Source organism: Dehalobacter sp. 12DCB1 (assembly GCF_004343605.1).
In the GTDB taxonomy this organism is placed as follows: Bacteria; Bacillota; Desulfitobacteriia; order Desulfitobacteriales; family Syntrophobotulaceae; genus Dehalobacter.
On record NZ_POSF01000019.1, the window covers coordinates 31,544 to 53,415 of the forward strand.

The 21,872-nt window shown below is 45.3% G+C and carries 22 protein-coding genes; 4 read left to right on the forward strand and 18 right to left on the reverse strand.

What is annotated here, in order from left to right; all coding sequences use genetic code 11:
• Positions 1-652: 652 nt before the first annotated feature.
• From mnmA to C1I38_RS12310, 13 genes are all read right to left on the reverse strand, one after another.
• Positions 653-1,729, reverse strand: coding sequence for a tRNA 2-thiouridine(34) synthase MnmA (gene mnmA, locus C1I38_RS12245; RefSeq protein ID WP_119775030.1), 1,077 nt, complete (start codon positions 1,727-1,729; stop codon positions 653-655).
• A 67-nt stretch (positions 1,730-1,796) separates the two neighbouring features.
• Positions 1,797-3,077, reverse strand: a complete 1,281-nt coding sequence (locus tag C1I38_RS12250) for an O-acetylhomoserine aminocarboxypropyltransferase/cysteine synthase family protein (protein WP_119775029.1) — start codon at positions 3,075-3,077, stop codon at positions 1,797-1,799.
• Between the two features lie 154 nt (positions 3,078-3,231).
• Positions 3,232-4,161 carry a cysteine synthase A gene (cysK, locus tag C1I38_RS12255; protein WP_119775028.1) on the reverse strand — a complete coding sequence of 310 codons (930 nt, stop codon included), beginning with the start codon at positions 4,159-4,161 and terminating at the stop codon, positions 3,232-3,234.
• Positions 4,162-4,435: 274 nt separating this feature from the next.
• Complete coding sequence (locus C1I38_RS12265; RefSeq protein WP_119775027.1) at positions 4,436-4,882, reverse strand: Rrf2 family transcriptional regulator; 447 nt, start codon at positions 4,880-4,882, stop codon at positions 4,436-4,438.
• 67 nt (positions 4,883-4,949) lie between these two features.
• Positions 4,950-5,903 carry a serine O-acetyltransferase EpsC gene (gene epsC / locus C1I38_RS12270; protein ID WP_119775026.1) on the reverse strand — a complete coding sequence of 318 codons (954 nt, stop codon included), beginning with the start codon at positions 5,901-5,903 and terminating at the stop codon, positions 4,950-4,952.
• 146 nt (positions 5,904-6,049) lie between these two features.
• On the reverse strand, positions 6,050-6,865 hold the full coding sequence (gene larE, locus C1I38_RS12275; RefSeq protein ID WP_119775025.1) for an ATP-dependent sacrificial sulfur transferase LarE: 816 nt from the start codon (positions 6,863-6,865) through the stop codon (positions 6,050-6,052).
• A 283-nt stretch (positions 6,866-7,148) separates the two neighbouring features.
• The gene (locus C1I38_RS12280) at positions 7,149-7,610 is read right to left on the reverse strand and encodes a MarR family transcriptional regulator (protein ID WP_119775024.1); all 462 of its coding nucleotides are present in this window, start codon (positions 7,608-7,610) and stop codon (positions 7,149-7,151) included.
• Positions 7,611-7,729: 119 nt separating this feature from the next.
• On the reverse strand, positions 7,730-8,458 hold the full coding sequence (locus C1I38_RS12285) for a tRNA threonylcarbamoyladenosine dehydratase (RefSeq protein ID WP_119775023.1): 729 nt from the start codon (positions 8,456-8,458) through the stop codon (positions 7,730-7,732).
• A 3-nt stretch (positions 8,459-8,461) separates the two neighbouring features.
• On the reverse strand, positions 8,462-8,677 hold the full coding sequence (locus C1I38_RS12290) for a heavy metal-associated domain-containing protein (protein ID WP_119775022.1): 216 nt from the start codon (positions 8,675-8,677) through the stop codon (positions 8,462-8,464).
• A gap of 28 nt (positions 8,678-8,705) precedes the next feature.
• The gene (locus tag C1I38_RS12295) at positions 8,706-10,955 is read right to left on the reverse strand and encodes a heavy metal translocating P-type ATPase (protein ID WP_243109314.1); all 2,250 of its coding nucleotides are present in this window, start codon (positions 10,953-10,955) and stop codon (positions 8,706-8,708) included.
• A 53-nt stretch (positions 10,956-11,008) separates the two neighbouring features.
• Positions 11,009-11,275 (reverse strand): metal-sensing transcriptional repressor, encoded by a 267-nt coding sequence (locus C1I38_RS12300; protein WP_020491146.1) that lies wholly within the window; start codon positions 11,273-11,275, stop codon positions 11,009-11,011.
• Positions 11,276-11,504: 229 nt separating this feature from the next.
• On the reverse strand, positions 11,505-12,647 hold the full coding sequence (locus C1I38_RS12305) for a double-cubane-cluster-containing anaerobic reductase (RefSeq protein ID WP_119775020.1): 1,143 nt from the start codon (positions 12,645-12,647) through the stop codon (positions 11,505-11,507).
• Positions 12,648-12,666: 19 nt separating this feature from the next.
• On the reverse strand, positions 12,667-13,431 hold the full coding sequence (locus C1I38_RS12310; protein ID WP_119775019.1) for an acyl-CoA dehydratase activase: 765 nt from the start codon (positions 13,429-13,431) through the stop codon (positions 12,667-12,669).
• A 230-nt stretch (positions 13,432-13,661) separates the two neighbouring features.
• Between C1I38_RS12310 and C1I38_RS12315 the strand changes: the two genes are divergently transcribed.
• Positions 13,662-14,582, forward strand: coding sequence for a selenium metabolism-associated LysR family transcriptional regulator (locus tag C1I38_RS12315; RefSeq protein ID WP_119775018.1), 921 nt, complete (start codon positions 13,662-13,664; stop codon positions 14,580-14,582).
• 166 nt (positions 14,583-14,748) lie between these two features.
• On the opposite strand, the gene C1I38_RS12320 is transcribed toward C1I38_RS12315, so the two are convergent.
• The 5 genes from C1I38_RS12320 to C1I38_RS12340 form a co-directional block, all read right to left on the reverse strand.
• Positions 14,749-16,032 (reverse strand): homocysteine synthase, encoded by a 1,284-nt coding sequence (locus C1I38_RS12320; protein ID WP_119775017.1) that lies wholly within the window; start codon positions 16,030-16,032, stop codon positions 14,749-14,751.
• Between the two features lie 66 nt (positions 16,033-16,098).
• On the reverse strand, positions 16,099-17,028 hold the full coding sequence (cysK, locus tag C1I38_RS12325; protein ID WP_119775016.1) for a cysteine synthase A: 930 nt from the start codon (positions 17,026-17,028) through the stop codon (positions 16,099-16,101).
• 71 nt (positions 17,029-17,099) lie between these two features.
• Positions 17,100-17,864, reverse strand: a complete 765-nt coding sequence (locus C1I38_RS12330; RefSeq protein WP_119775015.1) for a TPM domain-containing protein — start codon at positions 17,862-17,864, stop codon at positions 17,100-17,102.
• A 10-nt stretch (positions 17,865-17,874) separates the two neighbouring features.
• A complete protein-coding gene (locus tag C1I38_RS12335) occupies positions 17,875-18,444 on the reverse strand; it encodes a LemA family protein (RefSeq protein ID WP_119775014.1) in 570 nt (189 codons plus the stop codon).
• Positions 18,445-18,658: 214 nt separating this feature from the next.
• The gene (locus C1I38_RS12340) at positions 18,659-19,552 is read right to left on the reverse strand and encodes an RluA family pseudouridine synthase (RefSeq protein ID WP_119775013.1); all 894 of its coding nucleotides are present in this window, start codon (positions 19,550-19,552) and stop codon (positions 18,659-18,661) included.
• A gap of 327 nt (positions 19,553-19,879) precedes the next feature.
• On the opposite strand from C1I38_RS12340, the gene C1I38_RS12345 reads away from it, so the two are divergent.
• The 3 genes from C1I38_RS12345 to yedF all read left to right on the forward strand — a co-directional run bounded on the left by C1I38_RS12345 (position 19,880) and on the right by yedF (position 21,698).
• Complete coding sequence (locus tag C1I38_RS12345; RefSeq protein ID WP_119775012.1) at positions 19,880-21,022, forward strand: aminotransferase class V-fold PLP-dependent enzyme; 1,143 nt, start codon at positions 19,880-19,882, stop codon at positions 21,020-21,022.
• Positions 21,019-21,249, forward strand: coding sequence for a DUF3343 domain-containing protein (locus C1I38_RS12350; RefSeq protein WP_083916708.1), 231 nt, complete (start codon positions 21,019-21,021; stop codon positions 21,247-21,249). The genes C1I38_RS12345 and C1I38_RS12350 overlap by 4 nt, the downstream gene beginning before the upstream one ends.
• 110 nt (positions 21,250-21,359) lie before the next feature.
• Positions 21,360-21,698 carry a sulfurtransferase-like selenium metabolism protein YedF gene (yedF, locus tag C1I38_RS12355; protein ID WP_119775011.1) on the forward strand — a complete coding sequence of 113 codons (339 nt, stop codon included), beginning with the start codon at positions 21,360-21,362 and terminating at the stop codon, positions 21,696-21,698.
• The last annotated feature ends 174 nt before the right edge of the window (positions 21,699-21,872 follow it).

Sequence of the window (21,872 nt, forward strand, 5' to 3'; positions counted from 1 at the left end):
ATTTTCCTCCAATCGCTGAAATAATTTTTGCTGTAAGTTCCTGACTTTCATCCCTCTACTGATCATGAAACATAAAACTTCGCAGACATTTTGACAAATAAAAAACACTTAAGGAGGCGGTACTGCAAAACAGGGCAGTACACCACACCTAAGCGCGACGATCATGAAAAACTTGTTTATTTGGCTCTATTTACGTCAAGGGCGAAGGCCCTTTCCATTTAGAGTTATTTATTCAGCTTTCGAGGTTTCAGAGTCTATATAGCAAGGAATTACTTTTACTACTCTTATTGATCGTTTCACAAGTGTGATGTGCAGCGGATTTGCACACGGCTATGAATTAGCCAACTCATAACGTTTCGAGCCGCCCCGGCTCAATCAATAAGGCAACAAAGTTGCCAACTTCGGCTTTTGACCCGGCTGTCCGTATGGCCTTGGTCCTCTATAGCTTCTGCAGAGAACGGTCAAAAAATTCTTTGCTAAAAAGGCTCTAATGCCTCTTTTCGCAACTGAAATTATATCTAATATTTCGAGATATTTCAATAGTTTTTATAAATTAGTTTTAACAAGCTTCAAATTTTATATGTTTTTGTTCCGCTATTCGATTTTATAGCTACTTATGAATCTCGTATACTTCTTCCATCAGGGCAAATCTTTAGCATTTAATAGTTTCTCGGATTGTACCTCCTCCTAAGACGCTTTCTCCGTCGTAAAATACGACCGCCTGTCCGGGAGTCACCGCACGCTGTTTTTCTCCAAAGATCACTACGGCTGTCCCATTTTCCAGAGAATTAACCACCGCGGATACTTTTGGCGCATTGTATCTGATCTTCACCAGGATGTTTTGAATCTGTTCTGGAAACACACCGGAAATATAATGCACATTCTCAACATGCAGGCCTGAGCTGAAAAGCTCGTCCTTTGATCCGACCCTGATCGTATTAGTTTCAGCATCAATCGAAGTAACATAAACAGGAAAACCGAGCGCCAGTCCGAGTCCCTTATGCTGCCCGACTGTATAGCGGTATATTCCCTTATGTCTGCCGAGAATCATCCCCCGAGAATCAACGATAACCCCCTGAACATCCTTCAATTGACGGTATCCTTCAATAAAATCGCCTGCTGTTCCCTCGACAAAACAAATATCCTGACTCTCTGCTTTTTTGGCGACAGCCAGTCCTTCCCCTTCAGCAATCTGCCTGACATCCGCTTTGCGATATTCACCCAGGGGAAAAAAAGTATGGGCAAGCTGATCCTGAGTCAGATGATAGAGTGCGTAACTCTGGTCTTTCGTCTCATCAATCCCTGCTTTCAGCACCCACTGGTGTGTTTTGTCATCATACTCCTTCCTGACATAATGCCCAGTTGCAATATAATCCGCCCCCAAACCACGGGCTTTCTGCAGCAAAGAATCAAATTTCAGATGCTTGTTGCATTCGATACATGGATTAGGCGTTCTTCCTCGAAGATATTCACTGCAGAAGTTGTCAATAACCTTGTCTTCAAACTCCTTCCTGAAATTCATCACGTAATATGGAATTTTAAGCTTCCAGGCCACTCTGCGGGCGTCATTGACTGCCTCGAGGCCGCAGCACGCTTTGGCTTTGTCCTCCGACTGCAGCCAGATCTGCATGGTGATACCGATAACCCGGTATCCTTCTCTTTTTAACAACAGAGCAGCAACTGAACTGTCGACGCCGCCGCTCATGGCAACCACTACGGTTTTTTTCATATTCATTCTCCCGTTGCTTGATCATTGGTTTAGTAGAAATGAATTGCTATTGCCCATAAGTTATTCGTTATAGTTTGGCAAAAGCCTGTTCCAGATCAGCAATGATATCATCGGCATCTTCAATTCCAATCGACAATCGGATCATATCGGGTGTTACCCCGGCAGCCCGCTGTTCTTCCTCGGAGAGCTGGGCATGCGTGGTACTAGCAGGATGTATAACAAGGGACTTGGCATCTGCAACATTGGCAAGCAGCGAGAACAGCTCAAGATTGTTGATCAATTTTACTCCCGCTTCCGCGCCGCCTTTAATACCAAATGTAAATATAGAGCCAGGGCCTTGCGGAAAATATTTTAACGATAAATCAAAATATTTATTGTCTTTCAATCCCGGGTAATTCACCCACGAAACCTTGAGGTGGTTCTTCAAATAATCAACAACTTTCCAGGTGTTGGCCACGTGCTGTTTAACACGCAAAGACAAAGTTTCAAGACCCTGGATAAACAGGAAAGAATTAAACGGACTCAGTGCTGCGCCGGTATCTCGCAAGAGCTGCACTCTGGCTTTTAGAATAAAAGCCGGTGCACCCAATGTTGCATAAACCAATCCGTTGTAACTCGGATCCGGTTCTGTAAATCCAGGGAACTTGCCGCTGGCTGCCCAGTCAAATTTTCCGCCGTCAATGATCAGCCCGCCGATGGATGTGCCATGCCCCCCAATAAACTTGGTTGCTGAATGAACCACAATATCTGCACCGTATTCGATAGGTTTCAGAAGATATGGCGTTGCAAACGTATTGTCGATAATAAGCGGTATTCCGTTATCATGGGCTACTTTGGCAACTGCTTCAATATCTATGATATTGATTCCTGAATTGCCTATCGATTCAATATAAATGGCTTTGGTCTTCTCCTTGATGGCTTTCTTAAAATTCGCGGGATCATCCGGATTGACAAAATGGGTCTTGATCCCCAGCTTCGGAAGCGTAATCGCAAAAAGATTATGTGTCCCACCATACAGTGTGCTGGCAGAGACGATCTCATCTCCGGCCCCGGCGATATTCAGAATGGCGTAAGTAATAGCTGCAGAACCCGATCCTACAGCAAGCGCCCCGACACCACCTTCGAGCTCAGCAATTCTCTGTTCCAGAACATCCGATGTTGGATTCATGATCCGAGTGTAGATATTACCGGGTTCTGCCAAGGAAAACAAATTGGCTCCATGCTTAGCATCCCTGAACACATAGGATGTAGTCTGATAAATCGGGACGGCTCTGGATCCGGTAGTCGGATCCGGAACCTGGCCTGCATGGACCTGCAGGGTATCAAATTTCCAATTTTCTTTGCTCATATTAACATCTCCTCATTATATTTCCGTAATTTATTTTTTTGTCCCTTTTTCTGTTTCGCTCATTATGGCCTCCGAAGTTATTGCTTAGTTTTCATTCGTGTACGTTCTGCAAGATCATTAATAATATTATCTTCATCTACGCTTGCTTATAATCTTAACCCTCCTGGAACAACAGCGTACTCAGGTAACGTTCTCCGGTATCGGGAAGAACAACTACAATCCGTTTCCCTTCGTTTTCCGGACGTTTAGCCACTTCCAGGGCTGCATAGGCTGCGGCGCCGGAGGATATCCCAACCAAGAGTCCTTCCTCCCTGGCCAGCCTGCGTCCCGTTTCAAAAGCCTGTTCATTCGTAACTTTAAAAATCTCATCGACAATTCCCAGATTAAGGACCTGAGGGACAAATCCTGCTCCGATTCCCTGTATCTTGTGTGGCCCAGGCTTACCTCCCGATAAAACAGGTGAGTCATTTGGTTCTACCGCAATCACCTTTATATTAGGTTTTCGTGATTTAAGAATTTCACCGACCCCTGTAATGGTTCCGCCAGTTCCTACACCGCCAATCATAATATCCACGTTACCGTTTGTGTCATTCCAAATCTCTTCCGCTGTAGTACTGCGGTGAATCTCAGGATTGGCCGGATTTTCAAACTGCTGAGGAATAAAAGAGTTTGGCGTCTCCTTTGCCAGCTCCAACGCCTTTTGGATGGCTCCTTTCATCCCCTCAGCCCCAGGGGTTAATACAAGTTCAGCACCATAGGCTTTAAGCAAGCTGTGCCTTTCAACACTCATCGTGTCCGGCATGGTCAGAATCAACCGGTACCCTCTGGCAGCAGTCACAAAAGCGAGGCCAATTCCAGTATTTCCGCTCGTTGGTTCAATGATAACCGAATTTGTATTGATCAATCCTTTTTCCTCAGCCGTTTTGATCATATTCAGCGCAATCCTGTCTTTGACACTTCCGCCCGGATTAAAGGATTCCAGCTTGGCTACAATCTCTGCATTTAGTCCGGTTGTAAGTTTCTTTAGTTTAACCAATGGAGTTCCGCCTATTAAATCGGTAAGCTCTTCATAGATTTTACTCATATCAACACCTCCTCTTAAATACTATAATGTCTATGGTTTTAGTAGTGTTTAAAGACATCATAGTTATATTTCAGGAATTTGTCAATACTATTTCAAATTTAAATCAATTTAGATTGTCAAAGCGGGAGCGCCAAAAAAATAGCCCCATGGCTGCGTAAACAACCATGGGGCAGGAAAGTCTATTTTTCCGGATTTGCTGATCATCCCGGCAAAGCACTGCTGGAGAAAATTTCAACCGGATATGACGCTATTATTACTTTTGAAGTCAATTCTATCAAATACAATAATGATCAAAGGAATTGTTCATTTTCTCATATTCAGCCATCAGGTCTGCCAATGTATACGAATCCAGCACCTTGACCATAGCATTTTTTAAATCGTCCCAAACGAGTTTAGTCACACACAATTCAGCTCTGGAACAGGAACCCGGGTTATTGTCATTGACACATTCAACGGGAGATATCGGGCCTTCCAAAGCCCTAATCGTGTCACCGGCCGTAATACTTCCGGGCTCTCTGCCTAAAATATATCCTCCTTGGAATCCACGGATACTCTTAATCAGTCCATTCTGTTTCAATGTAATGAGAAGTTGTTCTAAATAGCGTTCAGATAAATCCTGACGTTCGGAAATGCTATGAATGGTTACCGGCCCTGCGTGCTCATTCAGGGCTACATCCAGAATCGCTCGAAGACCATATCTTCCTTTTGTTGATATTTTCAAGTTAACCCTTCTTTCCTTTCTCCAAATTTTAAATCGCGCTCAACCAGCACCTCTTTAGCTATTTTCATCAAGTCTCCAGGCTCAGTTCGTTTGTCAGTTCCATCTTATCTTTTTTCGTTTCCTGCCCCTTAAAGATCAGATCTGGGTTTTTGATGATTACCCTGGTTCCAGGCGGGACAGATTGGGTAATAAACACGTTACTGCCAATGACCGAACCTTTTCCGATGATCGTTTCCCCGCCAAATATTGAGGCTCCGGAATAGACAGTCACATCATCTTCAATTGTCGGATGGCGCTTTTGGCTGCGAAGGCTTTGCCCGCCTCTGGTGGATAGGGCTCCTAGCGTTACACCCTGATAGATCTTAACATTATCGCCAATAATCGTAGTTTCACCAATAACCACGCCCGTACCATGGTCAATGAAGAAATATTTGCCGATCTTGGCACCTGCGTGAATGTCAATTCCAGTCTCGTTATGGGCAAATTCAGTCATTATCCTCGGGATCAACGGAACAGAGAGCAGGTAAAGCTCGTGCGCGAGCCGGTAAATACTGACTGCCAAAAGGCCTGGATATGCAAAAATTACAAGCGCTTTATCATCAGCAGCCGGGTCTCCGTCAAAAGCAGCCTGTACATCCAGGGCCAGATATTCCCTTATTTCCGGGATTTTCCTCAAGAAATGCGAGCATATCTCTTCTGTCTTTTCATGAATTTCTATATCATCGTAAGATGCCTTATTGTCATGTTGATGCCTGAGCGCACGGGTTACCTGTTGATTCAGTTTTTCGTTGATCTCGATCAGCAGGTTTCCAATATGATATTCCAAAGTGCTTTCAGTCAGGTTTTGCTTGCCAAAATACCCCGGGAATAAAAGCTGCCGCAAGAGATGAATAATCTCGATGATAGCATCCCTGTTCGGAAGCTGACAAGACAGCTGGTTGTAGGAATTGGGTTGTTCCTGATAGCTGGAGACAATACGCGAAACAAGTTGATTTAGTTGTGTATTACCATTTTCCATCATAATGATTCCCCCGGATACTTAATTTTGAATAAGCAGATGGTCTTCCCACCCCATATTGACTTCCTGCCCAACCGTTCGGACTTTGCTGCTATAACACGGCAATGGGTTAGGTTCGTCATTAGATTCTGCTCTTGCAGAGTTTATCTTCAACTGCTTGTATTGATCTTTTCATTCATGCTGCCGCTACGGTAACCCTTCAGGTCAAGTGTTGTATAAGTAAATCCGATATCAGCAAATGTCTTATAGATCTTCTGTGCTAAATTCGATTGGACTATCTTTGTATTCTCTTGCGGGGATACCTCGATTCGGGCAATATCACCATGGTGGCGCACCCTGACTTGACGGAATCCCAAATCGTGTAAATACTGTTCCGCCAAATCAATCATCTTTAGTTTCTTTTCGTTGATCTCTTGGCCATAGGGAATTCTGGAAGACAAACAGGCAAATGAGGGTTTATCCCAGGTTGCCAAGCCATATTCTTTGGAGAGAAGGCGTATTTCTTCTTTCGTCAGCCCTGCCTGGAGCAGCGGACTCTTTATACCCAACTCTTCTAAAGCCTGCCTTCCCGGACGATAATCGCTTAAATCATCCACATTGGATCCTTCCACGATATATTTTACGCCGTATTCAGCCGCTATTCCCAATATTTTGCTGAACAATTGTTTTTTACAGAGATAACAGCGGTTGAAAGGATTTTTACTGAATTCAGGATCATCGAGCTCTTTGGATTCAATCATCAAATGACTAATCCCTTCCTGCCGGCAAAACTGCACAGCATCCCGAAGCTCTCTCTCCGGGAAAGCAAAAGACTTGGCCGTGACGGCAATCGCATTTTTGCCAAGAACATCTCCGGAGACTTTCACTAAGAAAGTGCTGTCCACTCCTCCGGAAAAGGCAATCATCACCCTGTCCATATTCTTGAGTTCTTTTCTCAGCAGAACAAGTTTATCTTTGTAATTCATTAATAAGCCTCTTTTGGTTATCTGTACGTATATTAACCTGTATGTATGACATTCTCTTCAGCTTAATATACCATAATTTCTATGGTTTTAATAGGACTCAGATGATTAGATTCATAACTGCCAAGCGCACACACTGAAAAAAGAGCCCGATTAACGGACTCTTCCAGGGAGTTTACCGTCTTCCCCAGGACTAAATTATGCAGCCTTCTTTGCAATGAGCGGTTTCACGCAACATCCAATGTTTTGTAAACATTTGTGTACACCTCCTCTCACCGGGAAACCCCTAAGGCATCATATTCACTTCAAAGCAAGTTTGATTAAGAACTCTTTTCACCGCTTTGAGAAATATCCACGCGTTCTCGTAAACCTCTTCTTGCTTTTCTTCCGGGATTTCCGCCGATAGTTTTCTTAAAAAGAGATCAACGCGTTTCCATAAATCGGCCTTCGTTTTCTGACCTTCGCCTGTCAGGACCAGATTTATGGCCCTGCAATCAATTTCAGACCTTTGCTTGATAATCAGCCCCTGCTGGACGAGGGGTTCAATCAGTCTCGTTGAGGTACTTTTTTCGACGCCAAGTAACGGGTGTAAGTCTGAAAGCTGCATGGTGCCATAGCTTCCTACGAGGTCCAAAATATAAAACTGGGTAAACGTAACACACCCGCCGAGGATCGCATCCTGCTGGCAGCATCTGGACGCTTTGGTCATTTCAGCAATCAGACAAAGCAATTGGTGGTTGTTTTTCATTGGTACCTCTCCTTAGTTGTATAATACAACTACTTGTTCTTGTTCGTCAAGTCATTCTTGGCTCCATATTCACCGTGAAACCAACAATTTTCAATCATCATTCCCAAAATAGGGCTATTTTAATCCCGATTAAAATTTTCCTTGATAATATCCTTAACGACTTCCCCTGCCATCAGTAGACCGGCTACAGACGGAACGTAAGATATACTGCCGGGGCAAATACAATTGGACTCACAGCTCGTTTCCTGTTCCAAGGGCTTCAAAGCAGGTTCCGGAGAAAAGACGACTTTAAGCCCCTGCGTGATACCTACCTGTTTCAAAAGTTTGCGTACTGCTTTGGCTAAAGGGCAGCCGCTTGTTTTGGATATATCGGCGACGCGAAAACTGAGTGCATCCAAACGATTGCCGGCTCCCATACACGAAATGAGTGGAATTCCTCTCCGGTGACATTCTTTGGCCAGACTTACTTTGCTTTTTACCGTATCGATTGCATCAACCACATAATCCGGTTTCTCGGCAAAGAAAACTTCAGCTCCTTCCTCTTGATAAAAGAACTGAAAGGTTTCTATTTTTGCGCTGGGGTTGATATCCAGTATCCTTTGTTTCATTACCTCAACCTTGGCTTTGCCAATCGTCGAGTGCAGGGCGTGAAGCTGCCGGTTAATATTTGTCAGGCAAATCTCATCAAAATCCACAAGCTTAAAGAAACCTATACCAGCTCTGGCCAGGGCTTCAGCCGTATAGGAGCCAACCCCGCCCAACCCAAAAATAGTCACTTTGCTGCTCTGAAGCTTTGACAGCCCTTCCTGACCAATCAATAATGCCGTACGAGAGAACTGATTTTGCATTGATTATAAAACCTCGATTCCTACGACTTCGTAACCGGCATCCTCAACCGCAGATTTAATTGCCTCATCTTCAATGTCACTTAATGATTCCAGTATGGCCGTCTTGGACTCCAAATTAACATTGACCTCTATTACACCTTCGAATTCACTTAAGGCCTCTTTTACATGACTGACACAGTGGCTGCAGCTCATACCTTCGATTGCAATTTTCTTTTTCATATTTTACACTCCTCGTAGATTAATTGAGTTATCTTACCGGCCTGAACCGTTTTAGCCTCAGTGCATTCAGCAATACCGATACCGAACTGAAGCTCATAACAGCGGCGGCGATGGCCGGATTCAGCAGGGGGCCTCCAAAGATATACAGGATTCCCATCGCAATAGGAATACCAAGGATATTGTAACCAAACGCCCAAAATAAATTTTGTTTAATATTTCTGATTGTATTTTTGCTTAACTGGATCGCAGCCGGAACATCGAGCAGGTCGCTTCGCATCAGAATAATATCCGCGGATTCCATCGCAACGTCCGTACCTGAACCGATAGCTATCCCGATATCTGCCTGGGCGAGGGCTGGAGCGTCGTTGATGCCGTCGCCAACCATGGCGACCTTCCTGCCTTCCTGTTGAAGTTTCTTCACTTCGTTTGCCTTATCCTGAGGTAGGACTTCAGCCAGCGTTCTGTCGATCCCAACGAGTTTCGCGATGGCCTCGGCCGTTTTTCTGTTGTCACCGGTAATCATGGCAACTTCGATACCCATTTTATGGAGGACCTCAATCGCCCTGCTGCTGTTATCCTTTATCGTATCGGCCACGGCGATGATCCCCGCAATGGTGTTGTCAATCGCAATATACATTGGGGTCTTACCTTCTCCGGCCAATTGCTGCGAGACTTCTTCGAAGTGGCTAAGGACTATTTCTCTTTCATCCGTCAATCTTCTGTTGCCAAGCAGCACATCCCGGCCTTCAATCTGAACTTCAATTCCTTGGCCGGGAATTGCTCTAAATGTATCAGGTTTCTTAAAAGTCAGACCTTTGTCCTCAGCTTCCTTAACAATTGCTTCTCCAAGCGGATGCTCCGATCCTTTTTCGGCTGAAGCGGCAAGCTGCAGAAGATCGTTTTGACTGATCCCATCAGCAGTAATAACGTCTGTGACTTTGGGTTTTCCTTCCGTGATCGTACCGGTTTTATCAAAAATGATGGTATTAATTTTATGTGTGGTTTCTAACGCCACCCCGCTTTTGATCAAAACCCCGTATTCGGCGCCTTTGCCTGTTCCGACCATAATCGCGGTTGGTGTGGCCAGCCCTAGGGCACAGGGGCAGGCAATAACGAGTACGGAGATAAAGATGGTCAGCACGAAAACCGTAGACTGCCCTCCGATAAAATACCAGCCTAAAGCTGAAAGAAGAGCAATCCCCATCACCGCCGGCACAAAGTAACCGGAAATCACATCGGCCAGCTTGGCAATCGGCGCTTTGGAACCCTGTGCTTCCTCAACTAATTTGATGATCTGCGCGAGAATCGTGTCCTTCCCAACTTTGGTCGCTACATATTTGATGGTTCCGTTTTTATTAATGCTAGCCCCGATGATCGCATCACCTGGATTCTTTTCCACCGGTATACTTTCACCGGTAAGCATTGATTCATCCACGGAAGTAGTCCCTTCAACGACATTACCGTCAACAGGCATTTTCTCTCCCGGTTTCACAAAGATAATATCACCGGCCTCAACCTCTTCGATCGGGATCTCAATTTCTTTTCCATCCCGGATAATGATGGCCGTCTTCGGTGTAAGCCCCATCAACTTTTTAATCGTTTCCGAGGTTTTGCCCTTCGTCACGGATTCCAGGTATTTCCCCAACGTAATCAACGTCAGAATGACCCCTGCCGCTTCAAAGTACAGATGATTAGCATATTCCGCATTTCCTATGATAATCCGGGAAACTGCAAACACCCCATAAAGAAATCCTGCTGAAGTGCCGATCGCAATCAGGGAGTCCATATTCGGGCTTCCCTTGAACAACGTTTTAAAGCCAACTGTAAAAAATTTATAACCTGTGACAATAACAGGCAGGATGAGAATCAGCTGAACCAGCGCGAAGTTCAAAGGATTCATCATCGGATCAATGATCTTCGGCAAATGAAAACCAATCGCGTTACCAAACATATGCCCCATCGTGACGATCAACAGCGGAACAGTAAAGATTGCAGACAGGACAAACTTCTGCCAGAGAACCATTCTTTCTCTTTCTTTTCTCACCTTATCTTCATCAATCTTTGTATCTTCTTCCAAAGCCCTGTATCCGGCTTTTGCAACTGCCTTTTTGAAATCTGAAACGCGCAGTATGGAAGGCTCATAACGGATGGTCAGTCTCTCTGTAGCCAGGTTGACACTGGCCTCTTCAACTCCGTGCAGTTTCCGCACTGCCCTTTCGACAGCCTTTGCACAGGCTGCGCAGGTCATGCCTTCTATTTTCAGCGACTTTTTCGCCATCATATTCCCTCCTTTCAGCCTAGCTTTCTTCATTTACTCCAAATAATTTTGTTCTATTTATTTGTTACCTTAGCTAAGATCTGGATAATCTCGTCAATTTTTTCCCTGCCGTTACCTTGCTCGAAGGCTTCGGTTACACAGTGCTCCATGTGCTGTTTGAGGATCAGCAGATTTGCTTTTTTCAAGAGGGATTGCGTTGCAAATATTTGATTGGATACATCGACGCAATATCTTTCTCCTTCAATCATTTTAATGGTTGCTTCAATTTGACCTTGAGCCGTTTTTAGAGCCTGCAGCGCTTGCTTTTTTTGGATGTTCAATTTAGCACCTCCTTACCCCTCCCGCATGGGGAGGGGTAACATTATCATAATATGCTGCCGATAATATGTCAATATCGTGAAAATCATCGCTTGGAGTTGCCCAGTGTTTCAATTGTATCAGATTTCAATTGACGGTTCAAAAACAAACCCACTTTCCCCTACGATGATCTATATTCGCAGGCGAAAGTGGGTTTCATTAATTAGCGGTAATTGAAAAGAACTTGCTGTTCTACAGCATTTCCAGGAATGCATCCACTCTGAGCTTAATTTGCTGGCGGTCAGCGTCGCTGTAGTCTGTTTCGATCTGCAGAAGTGGAATGTTATGGTTCTTTTTCAAATGTTCCTTGATTGAATAAGACTCAATATTGTACGTATGGCAGGCTTGCAGGGTGATATCCACTACCCCGTCCACTTTGTATTCCTGAACCAGTCTGCTCAGCAGTTCAAAGCGACCAGTATTCGGCGAACTGCAGGAGCACGGGATCTTGCTGTATTTTTCAGCCAAGGCTTCAAACGGATCCATTTCCTCGGAAACAAGATCAACCAGACCTTTAATGCCGCTGCAGGATTCCTGCAGTACAATCGCTCCGCCTGCTTCTTCAATGACCTGCATAACTTTTTCCTGTCCGGTACCCGTCGGACAGCCTGTGATGAGTATCCGTTTGCCGGAAGGCTGGGAGGCACCTTCACCTTTTGCTGTCATTTCTTTTAGTTCAGCAATCAGTTCCTTGACCTTTGCAGTGTATTCATCGCGTTTGAACTGGAAGCTTCTTCCCCACAGCACCTTCAGCAGGTCTGTACCTGAAATCGGAGTCGGATGCAATTTATTGAGACTAACCAGTTCCATTAAAAGCTTTCTTTCCTCGTTGTAGGTCCTGATGACCTCAGCAAGTTTTTCTTTGCTGATCTTGACATCTAAATTCTTTTCAAAATAATCCCTGGCTCGGTAAATTTGTTTGACCCAATGGGCCTGTCTGTCTTCCAGATTGGAGCTATTCGGAATATCCAGCACGATCATCGGCTTATGCTCAGCCAAAAGTTCGTACATTTTTTTCTTACCGTCGCAGGTCGTTTCGGCCAGGACGATGTCTGCGAAATGGAAAAAAGGGCATTTCCCGCTCACAGCAAAGCCGTAACTGGATTTGACCAGTGGACAGAGATTACGCGGCAGCACTTTTTCCGCCTCGGCTATCGGTTCCTGTTTGGTTGCACAAAGCCCAACTGGCACTGCCCCTGCAGCCTCGATGAGTTCTATCGGGGAAAATACACAATAATACCCTACTACATTTCTGCCTTGTTCCTTGGCCTCCTTGGCCATGACCATCCCACTAGGGATCAGCTGGTCAAAGTAAGCCATTGTTTGAGCTCGCATTTTTCTTGTTCCTCCTCTTTTATAATTCATAGCCCAGGATTGCAGCTCCCAAAGCCCCTACAGCCTGAGGACTTGGCGGCACAGCTAGCCTGCATCCTATTTCCTGACTAAGCAGGTTTTTAAGCACCTGGTTCTGAGCTACCCCGCCGCAAAAAGCAATGGTATCCTGAAAATGGATCTTCCCAGCCATCACGCTGATACGTTTCGCTATGGACTTTAACAAACCGGCGACAATACTTTCGATAGTAATGCCCTGCGCCAGCAAACCGATGATTTCTGATTCGGCAAATACCGCGCACATACTGTTGATGTCAGCCGGATCGGCATCTTCGGCGAGATCGGATAACTGCGAAACCTCCAGACCCAGTGTTTGGGCGGTTACTTGCAAAAACCTTCCGGTCCCGGCCGCGCATTTGTCGTTAAGCACAAAGTCTTCAACTTTGCCCTTTTCGCCAAAGCCAATCACCTTGCTGTCCTGACCGCCGATATCAATCAGCCCGCAGGCTTCCGGCAACAGATAATGTACGCCGCGGGCATGGCAGGTAATCTCACTAAACGTTTTATCAAACATTCCCTGTTGAATACGACCATAGCCTGTACCGACAAGCAAGCTAATATCATCACGGGTCAGTTCCTGCGGCTTCAGCAGACGCTCCAGAACCTCCTGCCCTGCCTGGGAAGGGCTCCAGCCGCTCGGGATAATTTTTGAATCAACCTGTTCTCCATTAAAAAGAACTGCTTTGGTTGATACGGATCCGATGTCGATACCCACTGTCCATTTCATTTCGGGCCTCCAGCATACTTTTCAATAATTGATTAAGCATTAATTCCCTCTGCTTTAAGCTTTTAAATTACTTTATTATAGCAAGCGTCAGATCTTTCTTGAAATACTTTTTATCTCCAAATAGGATTGATATCTATCGATAATAACGATAATATAAAATTATTAACGTTAACGGACTAACGGATAAAGCAAAGACTAACAGCCTATCCTATCTGTAGGGAGTGAATTTCATGTTATTGCATCAATTGGAGATTTTTACACAAGTGGCGGAAAAAAACAGCTTTTCTAAGGCTGCTCAAAGTCTTTTTTTAAGCCAGTCGACGGTCAGTACGCATATAAGCAATCTGGAGCACTACTTTGGTCAAAAACTGTTTGACCGGCTTGGAAAGGAAATTGTTTTAACACCTTTTGGGGAGAAATTATATCCATGGGCCAGGGAAATACTCAATGTAAAAGACAGGGCACTGTGGGAAATGAAAGGTTGGACTGCAAAAATTGATGGTCATCTGCATATTGCAGCCAGTAGTGTTCCGGCTAAATATGCAATTCCGACTTTATTGGCCAAATTCTTAGGGGAGTATAAAGGAATTCAATTTGTCCTTAACCAAAGCGGTTCAGAAATTGTTGCAGCCAAGCTGTTGAACGGGGATGTCGAAATCGGCGTGCTGGGTAAACAATACCACGAGGATCAGTTAACTTTTATTCCTTTTCTGCAAGAAAAGCTGGTCTTAATCACACCCAGCAGCATTCATTTAAACAATCATATTTCCATTACTGAACTGGTGGATTACCCTTTTATTTTTCGGAAGTCAGATTCGGGCACCCAGGCAAATGTCGTTCAAATGCTGCATACATCAGGTATTACGCTTTCCGACTTGCAGGTTGCCGGCTACTGCGACAACCTCGAAGCTCTTAAAGAAAGTGTCAGGGAAGGGATTGGCATCTCAATCATTTCAGGCATAGCCGCTCTGGATTATGTCAAAAGCAGACAGATCAATGCCTATGAACTTGCTGAACTGCCCGAGAAAAGAATGTTCTATTTTGCCCACCATAAAAAAAGAACCCTGTCTCCCTGGGCAGAAACTTTTATTCACTTCTGCCTGAAATCAGCCGGTCTTGTTTCGAATCAATATGCATCTTTGCCTGACTAACTTACCCTAGAAACCATCTATCACTTCTAAAAATATAAACGGGATATAATCTAACCGTGCCCAAGCGTAACATGGATGTGAAGCAGGGCTAAATAGCGCCAGAAAGGCGCTATTTGCCGAAGAGTGCTTAGATTACGTCCCATATACATAATACTTTATGGCTCACTCAGATTTTATCAAGTGCCTGCTTCAGATCGGCAATAATGTCTTCGGCATCCTCAATACCGATGGACAATCTGATCATATCCGGCGTCACGCCGGAAGCAAGCTGTTCTTGCTCAGACAGTTGGGCATGAGTCGTGCTAGCCGGATGAATAACAAGAGATTTAGCATCGGCGACATTAGCGAGTAAAGAGAACAGCTCCAGGTTATTGATAAACTTTTTGCCTTCTTCGATACCGCCCTTAATCCCAAAAGTAAAAATCGAACCACTTCCTTTGGGAAAGTATTTTTTAGCTAAGTCATGGTATTTGTTTCCTTCAAGTTCGGGGTAATTGACCCAGGAGACACGCGGATGACTCTGGAGGAAATCAACAACTTTCCTGGTGTTCTCCACATGCTGTCTGACCCGGAGAGACAGAGTCTCAAGTCCCTGAAGCAAAAGGAATGAATTAAACGGGCTGATCGTTGCTCCCGTATCCCGGATCAGCTGCAGCCGGATTTTGGAAATATAGGCCAACGGTCCAAGTGCTTCAAAGTATTTTAAGCCATGGTAGCTTGGATCAGGTTCGATCATCCCCGGAAATTTACCGCTTGCCGACCAATCAAATTTTCCGGAATCAATGATCAGTCCTCCGATTGTTGTACCATGTCCGCCAATAAACTTCGTTGCGGAATGCACAACAATATCCGCGCCGAATTCGATCGGCTTGAGAAGGTAAGGTGATGCAAATGTACTATCGATAATCAGCGGGATACCATTTTCATGCGCGATTTGAGCCACAGTCTCAATATCGACAATGTTGATGCCCGGATTGCCAAGGGCTTCTATATAGATGGCTTTTGTTTTTTTCGTGATGGCAGTCTGGAAATTTTCCGGCTCATCGGGATTCACGAACGTGGTTTTTAAACCAAGTCTGGCCAGCGTCGTTGAAAACAAATTATAGGTTCCGCCATACAACGTATTCGCAGATACAATCTCATCGCCAGCGCCGGCAATATTTAAGATGGCATACGTGACAGCGGCCGATCCGGATGCTGTTGCAATCGCGGCAGCTCCGCCCTCCAGCGCTGCAATCCTCTTTTCCAGGACCTCCGTCGTCGGATTCATCATCCGGGTATAGATATTGCCGGATTCCTCCAGGCTGAATAATTTAGCCGCATGATCCGTATCCTTAAATACATACGAAGTCGTCTGATAAATGGGCACGGCTCTGGAACCTGTTACCGGATCAGGCACCTGACCGGCATGAACCTGCAACGTATCAAATTTCCAGTTATTTTTGCTCATATTGTTTCTCCCCTTAAATATTTTAGATTGCTCATATGTTCATATGTTTCTGGTTTGCAATTATATTTATTTATCCTGAAACATTTCAGTACTTACATACCTTTCACCGGTATCCGGAAGAATGACCACAATCATTTTTCCTTCATTTTCTGGACGTTTGGCAACTTCCAAGGCGGCAAAAGCGGCTGCACCGGCGGAAATCCCGACCAGCATTCCCTCTTTTTTCACCAGTTCTCTGCCCGTCTGATACGCTTCTTGATCCGTCACCTGGAATATTTCATCAATGAGGTCAAGGTTTAAAACTCCGGGAACAAACCCTGCTCCAATTCCCTGAAGGTTGTGGGGACCCGGCCTGCCCCCTGAGAGAACCGGAGAGCCTTGAGGTTCGACTGCGATCACCTTTAGTTCAGGCTTACGCACCTTCAGGACTTCTCCTATGCCTGTAAGTGTACCTCCTGTTCCAACTCCGGCAACCAGAATGTCTATTTTGCCATCTGTATCGGCCCAGATTTCCTCAGCCGTCGTCTCCCGATGGATTTGAGGGTTGGCCTGATTTTCAAACTGCTGGGGAATAAAGGATCCGGGGATTTCCTGAGCCAACTCCGCTGCTTTTTTAATTGAACCTGTCATCCCTTCCGATCCTGACGTTAGGATGACTTCAGCACCGTAAGCCTGAAGCAGCTTCCGCCTCTCTACACTCATTGTTTCCGGCATGGTCAGGATTAGTCGGTACCCTTTGACCGCTGCGACAAAAGCCAGGCCAATACCAGTATTTCCGCTAGTCGGTTCAATAATCACCGAGTCCTTTGTCATCAGGCCTTTTTTCTCGGCATCCAGAATCATATTTAAAGCAATCCTATCCTTAATGCTACCACCAGGATTGAACGATTCAATCTTTGCAATTACCTCCGCATTGATTCCAGCAGAGATATGATGAAGTCTTACCAGCGGCGTGCCGCCGATAAGTTCCGTCAAGCCGTTATAAATCTTTCCCACTTTATGCATCCCCTTACCCATGCTAACAATATTTCATATGATCTTTGTGCGAACACTTTTAGCACACTTCTCTACCACCCCCGGGACGATCCACCGCCCCCAGAAGAACCCCCTCCGAACCCGCCACCACCAAAACCACCGCCGGAAGAGCCTCCTCCAAATCCGCCTCCGAATCCTCCCCCAAAAGGGCCGCGAAAATTGCCGCTCCGCTTGCCTCTGTTACGACTGTTAAGGTAAATAATGACAATGAACACAATTAGGATGATAATCCAGTCATAATCAAATCCTGATGATTCTTCGGCTGCTAATTCCTCCGATGCCCCTAGATCATCAATGCCATACTCCTCGCAGATCTCAGCGACCAGGAGATTAAACACCAGATAGACGCCGCCGTCGTAGTCCCCATCCTGGAAATACGGTGTAGACTGGTCCAGGAAACGACCGGCTTTGGCATCATTAATCCTACCTTCCAGACCATAGCCCACTTCGATTCTGCGCTTCCGGTCCTCTTTGCTGATCAGGAACAATACACCGTTATTTTTTTCCTGATCTCCAATGCCCCAGGCCCGAAACAGTTTATTGGCATACTCCTCAACCGTGCTGCCTTCCAGGGAATCCACCGTCACAACGGCAATTTGAGCTGAGGTTTTTTCATCCAGAGTAGCGGCAATTCTAAGAATTTCCTGTTTTGTTGCATCTGCCAGCATACCGGCATAATCCTGTACATAAATATCCATTGTCGGCTTGGCCGGCAGTGTCAATGCCAGCAGAGAAGGGCAAACCCCTGCCGTCAGTAAAAACACAGCCAGGAATATGGAAAGGAGTTTCTTTGCCATTTCTGTTCTCCTACTCGCCAAAGTTTACTACCGGAGCCTTCTCTGCTCCTTCCTCAGCCTCGTAGTAAGTGTAGCTTTCAAAATTAAACATCCCTGCAATAATATTTTTCGGGAAACGCTTGATGGAAGTATTAAACGTTTGAACAGCCTCATTGTAATCCTGACGGGCGATTGTCAGGCGGTTCTCAGTCCCGGCCAGTTCATCCTGCAGGGCGATGAAGTTCTGGTTTGCTTTCAGATCCGGATAATTCTCAACGATCACCAGTAATCTGGACAAAGCACTGCTCAGTTCATCGTCTGCTGCTACTTTTTCATTGATTGTCTGGGCTCCGGCCAGTTTCGAACGCGCATCCGCGATAGCGGTAAATACTTCATTTTCATGCGCAGCATATCCCTTGACTGTTGCCACAAGATTTGGAATCAGGTCCGTTCTGCGCTGCAGCTGGTTCTCGACCTGGCTCCACTTACTTTTTACATTTTCATCAGCAGTCACCAGGCTGTTATAGCTGCCGATCAAAGAACCTCCCATGATCATAATTAGAATCAGGATAATTCCTAATACAATAGCTGTCTTTTTCATTTTTCTCCCCCATTCAGTAATTTTCTTTTGATCTTAGGAACATCTTAACATAATTTTTGAAACATCTTAATCCTTTTTGTCCTTTTTACCTTTTAGATAAAGAAACAAAACGACCGGTATCATAGACAAGATAGGGGCTTCCCCTTTTTATTGGCACATACAGGCCGAGATACCGTTACAGAACCTGGTGGTGGTAAAAGTCACTCCCCAAAAACTATAAAGAAAGATGGCTGATTAGGTTTTCCAAATCAGTCGGAACAGGGGCCTGTATTTCAATTAACTTTCCGCCCACGGGATGGCAAAACGAGACGGATCTGGCATGCAAGGCCTGTCTGAGTATCAGGGAGGAGCGCTTCCCGTACATTCTGTCTCCAAGCACAGGATGGCCAAGGGAGGAGAGATGAACGCGGATCTGGTGCGTTCTTCCGGTTTCAAGGGTAAGCTCCAACAGGGAATAATTCTTAAAAGTCTTGATCGTATTGTAATGGGTAAGCGCACGCTCCCCCTGATCACGAACAGCCCGCCGATTCGGCAGTGTTGGGTGCGATCCGATTGGTGCGTCAACGGAACCGGATGGCGGCTCAATTCTTCCCTCGACCACTGCATAATATTTTCTTTTCAGTCTTCCATCCTGTAACTGTTTTTCCAGTTCAGACTGGGTTCGTGCATCTTTGACAAATACCACACAGCCTGTAGTATCCCGGTCCAGACGGTGTAAAGGACGGATGGTAATTGTCTCTCCATGTCCCCGAAAGTACTCCGCTAGATAGTTGGCCAGCGTTCCGCCGGTTGTTTGCCCCGCTGGATGCACCAACATGCCGGCTGGTTTATATAAAATAATAAGTGCCGAATCTTCAAACAAAATGTCAATCAATCCCGGCTCAGGCTTAACCCCAAAGGACTGATCTTCCAAAACGAGAACATCCAAGATGTCCCCGCTTTTTATCTTTTTCTGAAGATAAGCATTTCTTTTATTGAGACGTACTCCGCCTGCTCTGGTCAGCTTTTGGATTTTTCTGCCAGAACATTGTGCAATACTTTTCAAATACTGCTCGACAGTCAAACCCTGATGTTCTTCGGCAATCCAAAATGTTTGAAATTTCTTCATAAGGTCCCTCTCTCATGTCCTTTGACCATGCTTTTCTTCATCATCTCTGACCGCGATCTTGATGATGTCTAACAGGGAATCATGGTTTGGTATCAGTTTATCTTTGATTAATAATTATTCAATTAGGTTCAGAACATCGATTGACTTCCTGAGCGTCAATTGAATTATAACTGACTATTGAATTCGGGCATCAATTGATGTCTTGAATACTTGACAGTAGGACTAATCGGAATTAGAGATAGCAGATTCTGTCGGGAGAAGATGCAAATCCAATGTCCCTATGCTAAAATAAGTCATATTAAATCCATGTGATAAGGGGAGACGGAATTGCTTTATTTTGATAATGCCGCAACTTCCTGGCCTAAACCCGAGGTGGTCTACGAAACCCATGACCGGGTTCTGCGTCAGGGAGGGAGTGCCGGACGCGGTGTCAATCAATCTTCTCTGCGCGCCGGGCGGGAGCTTCTTCATACCAGAAAGGCTTTAAGCCGCTTATTTGGCATTGCAAGCACTGAGAGAATTGTTTTTACACAGAATATCACCGAATCGCTCAATGTGGGACTTCATGGACTTCTTCAGACTGGGGATCATGTTCTGATCAGCTCCCTTGAACACAATGCCGTTGTCCGTCCGCTGGAATATCTCAAAAAGAGCGGAATTTTCTATACAATTGTTCCGTGCAGCCGGGAGGGTTTTTTGGATCCCGCTATTGTGGAATCTAATTTTCGGCCCAATACCCGTTTGCTTTGTTTTACGCATGCTTCGAATGTGCTGGGCACGATTCTGCCGATCAAACAACTCGGGCAAATAGCTAAAGCGCATAATTGTCTGTTTATGGTGGATGCTGCCCAGACTGCTGGCGTGATACCGATTGACGTGGAAGACCAGCACATCGATTTTTTAGCCTTTACCGGCCATAAGAGCCTGTCGGGACCGCAAGGGGTTGGCGGATACTATGCTAGGCCAGAGCTTTTTTTGAATCCTCTGATTTATGGAGGGACAGGCCTTCATTCCCTGAATCTTGAACAGCCGAATATTTGGCCGGAAGGGATGGAAAGCGGCACAAGGAATATCCCGGGAATCGCGGCCCTCGGGGCTGCGGTAGAGTTCATATTGCATGAGGGCCTCTCTAAGATCCGCAGCCATGAACTTCAACTGATGGCTGTCCTGCTTGAAGGATTGGAGCATATCCCGGAGATTCAAATTCTTGGGCCCCGTGACATCAATGCGAGAGTCGGCCTGGTATCCTGTATTTTCCGGAATCATACCCCTGACAGTGTGGCTCTGGAGTTGGATCGCCGCTTTGATATTGTTACCCGCTCCGGACTACATTGCGCCCCCTTAGCCCATCAAACAGCCGGAACTATTGATCACGGAGCATTGCGTATCAGTATCAATTATTCACAGACAGAGTCGGATATTGTGGCGTTATTGGCTGCTTTAAACACCATATTGGGAGGTTCAATGTGACAAGTTCGGAACATGTCGCCCTTGTTTTCAGTTCCGTTCATCAAACACTTGAGGCGGAAGATCTTTTAAATTCCGGTAGCTGGCCTTTTGTCCTGATACCGGTCCCTCCCTCAATTAACCAGGGCTGCGGGCTCGCGATCCAGATTGCCTGCTCCGACCAGCAGGGCGTTGAAGCGTATTTGGAGCAGCATGACATTCTTCCACTCAAAGCTGTCCCTATGAATTGATGATTATTTTTTGTTCGCAGGGATCATGTTAAATTTTAAAATTCAATATGTATGGCTATTGTCTTTTTGTTTTTTATAATTAATATTGGGGATCGAAAGGAGCATTTTTTATGGGTTACGTATTGTTGGTCACAAGTAAAGGTTTCGGTAAAGGTGAAGAAATCCTAGGAGAAAAATTAATGTATTCCTATCTCTACAGTCTGAGCGAGGGAGACTATTTGCCCTCTCATATTTTATTTCTGCACGAAGGCGTCAAGCTGGTCACGGAAGATGCCCCGGTTCTGAACATTTTAAAGAGTTTAGCCGAGAAAGGGGTCAACCTTTACGCCTGTGGCATCTGCCTGGATTTCTACAACCTTAAGGATCAGGTCAAGGTAGGCGAAATCGGTAACATGTACCTGAATATGGATATTATGGCCCAGGCTGAAAAAGTAATCACCCTCGGATAACGTCAGTTCAGTTATGCCGAAGGAATATATTGCTTAAGCGAAAGTCTTTAACATAAAATCCTACAGGAGGAGGAATCAGATTTCCTCCTTTTTTCTTTAGCCGCTCAGCAATTAGTTCCGTAGCCTAACTAAAGATCTTGACTTTGTTCCATCATATCTGTATCTTGTTACTCT